At 72.3% G+C, this 5,939-nt stretch carries 5 protein-coding genes; 4 read left to right on the forward strand and 1 reads right to left on the reverse strand.

From position 1 onward, the window contains the following. The 3 genes from KN815_RS31500 to KN815_RS31510 all read left to right on the forward strand — a co-directional run. Window positions 1-883, forward strand: an 883-nt coding sequence (locus KN815_RS31500; RefSeq protein ID WP_308403687.1) for an alpha/beta fold hydrolase, incomplete at its 5' end; no start/stop codon positions are given. Further along, complete coding sequence (locus KN815_RS31505) at window positions 880-2,367, forward strand: aldehyde dehydrogenase (RefSeq protein WP_216345272.1); 1,488 nt, start codon at window positions 880-882, stop codon at window positions 2,365-2,367. The genes KN815_RS31500 and KN815_RS31505, both read left to right, overlap by 4 nt. Before the next feature lie 155 nt (window positions 2,368-2,522). Beyond that, the gene (locus tag KN815_RS31510) at window positions 2,523-3,203 is read left to right on the forward strand and encodes a GntR family transcriptional regulator (protein WP_216345273.1); all 681 of its coding nucleotides are present in this window, start codon (window positions 2,523-2,525) and stop codon (window positions 3,201-3,203) included. Between the two features lie 69 nt (window positions 3,204-3,272). Here the strand turns inward: KN815_RS31510 and KN815_RS31515 are convergent, their stop codons facing one another. Next, window positions 3,273-3,950: a GntR family transcriptional regulator gene (locus tag KN815_RS31515; protein ID WP_216345274.1), complete on the reverse strand. Its 678-nt coding sequence runs from the start codon at window positions 3,948-3,950 to the stop codon at window positions 3,273-3,275. Between the two features lie 246 nt (window positions 3,951-4,196). Between KN815_RS31515 and KN815_RS31520 the strand changes: the two genes are divergently transcribed. Then, window positions 4,197-5,939, forward strand: a 1,743-nt coding sequence (locus tag KN815_RS31520) for a glycoside hydrolase family 3 N-terminal domain-containing protein (RefSeq protein ID WP_216345275.1), incomplete at its 3' end; no start/stop codon positions are given.

Raw genomic sequence — 5,939 nt, forward strand, 5'->3', positions numbered from 1 at the left:
GGCGGGCGCTCCCGGCGCGCCGGACCCGGCGGGGGCCCGGCCGCCGGTGGCGCTCGCCCATGAGTCCCATGGCACCGGAGCGCCGATGGTGCTGCTGCACGGCGTGGGCCTGGACCGCCACATGTGGGACCGCTGTCTGCCCGCGCTGGCCGCCCGGCACCGCGTGACGCCGGTCGATCTGCGCGGCCACGGCGCCTCCCCGGCCGCGGCGGCCGGGGTGTCTCTCGCCGAACTGGCCGCGGATGTCGCGGCACTGCTGAGCGGCCCCACCCATATCGTCGGCTTCTCGCTCGGGGCCCTGGTCGCCCAGCGGCTGGGGCTGGACCGGCCGGACCTCACCGCCTCGCTCACCCTGGTCAGCTCGGTCGCGGGCCGGACGGAGGAGGAACGGGCGGCGGTGGCCCGCCGCCAGGAGCTGGCCGCCGAGGACTTCGGGGCGTCCGCGTGGGCGGCGGTCGACCGCTGGTTCTCGCCCGCCTGGCGGGCCCAGGACCCCGGGCTGGCCCAGCGGGTGCTCGACACGCTGCTGGCCAACGACCGGGCCTCCTACCTCGCGTGTTACCGGGTCTTCGCGACGGCCGACTCCGGGCTGTGGCGGTCGCTGCCCCGGATCGCCGCCCCCACCGTGGCGGTGACCGGCGAGCGGGACCCGGGCTCGACCCCGGCCATGTCGCACCGGCTGGCGGGGCGGATTCCCGGCGGCCGGGCGGTGATCGTGCCCGGCGCCCGCCATCTGCTGCCGCTGGAGTGCCCCCAGGAGCTCGCCGACGTGATCCTCACCCACACCGGAGCCCACCCCGGAGTTCAGACCGGAGCCCACCCCGGAACCGACACCGGAACCGAGACCGGAGCCCACACCGGACAGGAGTCCCACCGCTCATGAACCCTCTGCCGCGCCATGACCACTACATCGCGGGCGAGTGGACCGCCCCCGCCGACGGCGGCTACTTCGCCAGCGTCAACCCGGCCACCGCCGAGCCCTGGTACGAGGCGGCGCGCGGCACCGCCGCCGATGTGGACCGTGCGGTGGGCGCCGCCCGCACCGCCTTCGAGGATCCGCGCTGGCGCGATCTGAGCCAGACCCGGCGCGGGCGGCTGCTGCGGAACCTGGGCGATCTGATCGGTGAGCACGCGGAGCGGCTGGCCCGTACCGAGACCCTCGACAACGGCAAGCTGCTGCGGGAGATGCGGGCCCAACTCGCCGGGCTGCCCGAGTACTTCTACTACTACGCGGGACTGGCCGACAAGATCCAGGGCGAGGTGATCCCCGGGGCCGGCCGGGAGCTGCTCAACTACACCCTGCGCGAACCGGTGGGCGTGGTCGGCGCCATCACCCCCTGGAACTCCCCGCTGCTGCTCACCGCCACCAAGCTGGCCCCGGCCCTGGCTTCGGGGAACACGGTGGTGGTCAAGCCGTCGGAACACACCTCGGCCTCGCTGCTGGCGCTCGCACCGCTCTTCGAAGAGGCGGGGTTTCCGCCGGGGGTGGTCAATGTGGTCACCGGGTACGGCGCGGAGGCGGGCGCGCCGCTGACCGAGCATGAGGCCGTGGCCAAGGTGACCTTCACCGGCTCCAGCGGGACCGGCCGCCGGATCGCCCGTACCTGCGCCGACCGGCTGATCGGCTGCACCCTGGAGCTGGGCGGGAAGTCGCCCAACATCATCTTCCCGGACGCCGATCTGGGGTCGGCCGCCATGGGGGTGATCGCGGGCATCTTCGCGGCTGCCGGGCAGACCTGTGTGGCGGGGAGCCGGGTGCTGGTGCACCGGGAGGCGTACGACGAGGTCCTGGAGCGGGTGACCGCGCGGGCGGCCACGATCCGCGTCGGCGATCCGCTGGAGGAGACCACCGAGCTGGGCCCGCTCGCCCTCGCCGAGCAGTTGGCGAAGGTCGAGTCGTATGTCGAGCTGGGGCAGGCCGAGGGCGGAAAGGTGGTCTGCGGCGGCAGGCGGCCGGAGACGGGCCTCGACGGGTACTTCTACTCCCCCACCGTCTTCACCGGCACCGACAACGGGATGCGGATCTGCCAGGAGGAGATCTTCGGGCCGGTCGCGACCGTCATGCCCTTCGGCTCCGAGGAGGAGGCCCTGGCGATCGCCAACGACTCCGCGTACGGCCTGGCGGCGGGGGTGTGGACCCGGGATGTGAACCGGGTGCACCGGATGGCCGCCCGGCTGGAGGCCGGGACGGTATGGGCCAACACCTATCGCTCGATGTCGCCGATGTCGCCCCGGGCCGGGTTCAAGACCAGCGGGATGGGGACCGAGCACGGCACGGAGGTGATCCGGGAGTACACCCGGCTCAAGAGCGTCTGGGTCAACACCAGCGAGGAGCCCGCCGGGGACCCGTTCATCCTGAAGTCCTGAGTCGGTCCTGAGTCGGCCCTGGGGCCGGTCCTGAGCCGGTCCTGGACCCAGGAAAGGGTTCTTGTATGGCACAACACCCGAGCGCATCTCCGGCCGATCTCTCCGCCGACACGTCAGTTGACGGCGAGCGACGGCCACCTCTAGGGTCACGTGCCATGCAACAACCCACCGGAAAGCGGCTTCAGCAGACCAGCATGCAGGCGAGGGTCGCCGAAGAGCTGCGGCAGATGATCATCAGTGGTGAACTGCCGCCCCGCTCCAGCCTCTCCGAGATGGCGCTGTCCGAGACCTTCGGCGTCAGCCGGACACCCATCCGCGAGGCCCTCAAGCAGCTCCAGATCGAGGGGCTGGTCGAGGTGCGGCCACGGGTCGGGACGTTTGTCGCCGTACCGTCCCGGCGCGAGCTGACCGAGCTGTTCCAGATGAAGGAGCTGCTGGAGGGCGCCGCCGCCCGGCTGCTCGCCTTCCGCGGCAACGTACCGGAAGTGGAGCGGCTGGAGGCCAATATGAAGGCGGCCGACGCGGCCGTGCGGGACGGCGACGCCGAGCAATACGCGGCGCTGGTCCACGAGTTCCACGATCTGATCGTGGTGGGCGCGGACAACAGCAAGCTGGAGGCGCACTACCGCACCCTGATGAACCAGTTGGCCTACGCCCGGCTGGTGCGCACCTCGCTGTCCCGGCCCGGCCGGCTGGACGAGTCCGACGATGAGCACCATCGCGTCCTCAATCTGATCCAGGCCAAGGACGGGGACGGCGCGGAGCGGGTGATGCGGGAGCATGTGCGGATGAGCCACCAGGCCCTGATGGCGGGCATGGACGAGCGCCGGGACTGACGCGGGCCGCGGCGCCCTTGGCCGACGCGGTGGCGATGTTCCTCCGATGTCCCTTCGGGGGCGGGCGGTTCACCCCTGGTCGGCCGCCGCGCGTGCGGAGCGCAGCGCGGCCCGGAGCCGGTTCCTGGCGCCGAGGAGGTGTTCGCGCAGGGTGGTGGCGGCGTGCTCGGCATCACCGGCGCGCACGGTCGCCAGCAGGTGGGCATGGGCCTCGGCGGAGGGACGCAGATCGACGTCCTGGGCGTTGGTGACGTCGAGGATCACACCGAAGGTGGGGCGGTACTGCTCCCAGACCGCCAGCAGCCGTCGGTGTCCGGAGAGCACATGGAACTGGGAGTGGAACTCCAGGTCGGCGAGGGCGAAGTCACCGGCCGCGGCGCGGTCCGCGGCATCGCGCATGTCCCGCACTAAGCGCTCGGCGGGCTCCCAGTCATCCGGCCCCGCCCGGTCGATGGCGAGGGTGAGAGCGAGCGTCTCCAGGGACTCCCGCAGGGTGTAGAGCTCGTCGACGTCGCCCTCGGTGAGCCCGGTGACGAAGACCCCGCGGCGGCGCGCCTCGACCAGCCCCTCGGCCTCGAGCTGCCGCAGCGCGTCCCGCACCGGGCCGCGGCTGACGTCGTACTGCTCGGCCAGGACACCTTCGACAAGATGGGTGCCGGGGCGCAGCCGTCCCGAAACGATCAGAACCCGCAGCTCATGCGCGACCAGATCGCCGAGGGACTGCTGCTGGAGCGAGGTGATGGGCACCGACGGGCTCCTTCTGGCGGGCGGACCGGCACTGGTCGACGGTTAACCGTTGACCCCAGTATCGCCCTCCGGCGCCCCGCCCGGCACACCGGACGCACCGGGAGCCCGGACGCCGATCCTGTCGTACGTTGGCAGAAGACCCACGGCAAAGGTGGCGGCCCGCATCCCGCACAGGGTCGTGACCAGCATGGTCTTGAGGAACTCGGACTCGGGGACAACGGATCGCCGAAGGCCAGGACGAAGACCATGAACGATGTGCGCAGACGCACGGTGCTCGCCGCGGCCGGAGGGGCGGCCATCGCGGGCAAGGCCGCGACCGCCCGTGCCCAGGCCCCGCCCGCCCCCACCTCCGACGCGCCCCGGCCGGGGCCGGAATCCGGTCCGTACGAGACCAGGATCCGGGCCCTGATGGCGCGGATGACCATCGACGAGAAGCTCGGCCAGCTCCAGCAGTTCGCCTGGACCGGCGACACCGGACCCGGCGGCGGGCAGACCGCCGCCGCGGAGAAGGCGGCCCGCAGGGGCAGGCTCGGCTCCGTGCTCAACATCTACGGGGCCCGCACCACCAACACTCTCCAGCGGATGGCCGTCGAGAAGTCCCGGCTGGGCATTCCGCTGATCTTCGGCCTCGATGTCATCCATGGCATGTGGACCACCTTCCCCATCCCCCTCGGCCAGGCCGCCGCCTTCGACCCCGCGGTGGCCGTGTGGGACGCGGAGGTGTCGGCGCGGGAGGCCCGCTCCAACGGTGTGCACTGGGCGTTCTCCCCGATGATGGACGTCACCCATGAACCGCGCTGGGGGCGGATCGCCGAGGGCGACGGGGAGGACCCGTATCTGGCGGCGACGCTCGCGGCCGCCAAGACCCGCGGCTACCAGGGCGACGACCTCCGCTCCCGGCACCGCCTCGCGGCCTGCGCCAAGCACATGATCGCCTACGGGGGTGTCGAGGGCGGCCGCGACTACAACACGGTGGATGTCTCCGAGGCCCGGCTGCGCAACTTCTACCTGCCCCCGTTCAAGGCGGCGCTGGACGCCGGGGTGGCCACCGTGATGGCGAGTTTCAACACCGTCAGCGGGGTCCCCGCGCATGGCTACCGGCATGCGCTGACCGAGATCCTCAAGGAGGAGTGGGCCTTCCGCGGCTTTGTCGTCAGCGACTACAACGGCGTCCAGGAAATGATCGTCCACGGCTATGCCGCCAACCGCTCCGACGCGGCCCGGCTGGCCTTCAACGCCGGGATCGACATGGAGATGGCCAGCACCACCATCAACGAGTACGGCAAGCGGCTGCTGCGCGGCGGGCAGATCACCACCGACCGGCTGGACGACGCGGTGGCCCGCATCCTGCGCCTGAAGTTCCGGCTCGGGCTCTTCGAGCATCCCTACGCGGACGAGGACACGGCGATCGCCGGGCCCACCAAGGCGTCCCGGGCGGCGGCGCGCGCGGCGGCCGGGCGCACCATGGTGCTGCTCAAGAACGAGAAGTCCACGCTCCCGCTGGACCGGTCGGGCTCCATCGCCGTCGTCGGGCCCTTCGCCGACTCCACCGATCTGCGCGGCTCCTGGGCCGGGACATGGGCCGACGCGTTCCGCCCGGTCACCGTCCTGGACGCGGTCAAGGACGCGGCGCCGAAGGCCAGTGTCAGCCATGTCGAAGGCGTGGACGCGTCCGGCCGCAACACCCGGGGCATCGCCCGGGCGGCCTCGGCGGCCAGGGCGACCGATGTGACCGTGGTGGTGGTCGGGGAGGCGGCGACGCTCAGCGGGGAGGCGGCGGTGCGCAGCGACCTCGGCCTGCCCGGCCGGCAGGAGCGGCTGATCACCGCGATCGCGGACACCGGCGCGCCGTTCGTGGTGGTGCTGCTCAGCGGGCGCCCGCTGACGATGGGCGGCTGGCTGGACCGCACCCCCGCCGTGCTCCAGGCGTGGCATCCGGGGATCGAGGGCGGCAACGCCATCGCGGATGTGCTCTTCGGCACCGTGAAC

This window comes from Streptomyces niphimycinicus (assembly GCF_018883605.1).
Taxonomy (GTDB): domain Bacteria; phylum Actinomycetota; class Actinomycetes; order Streptomycetales; family Streptomycetaceae; genus Streptomyces; species Streptomyces niphimycinicus.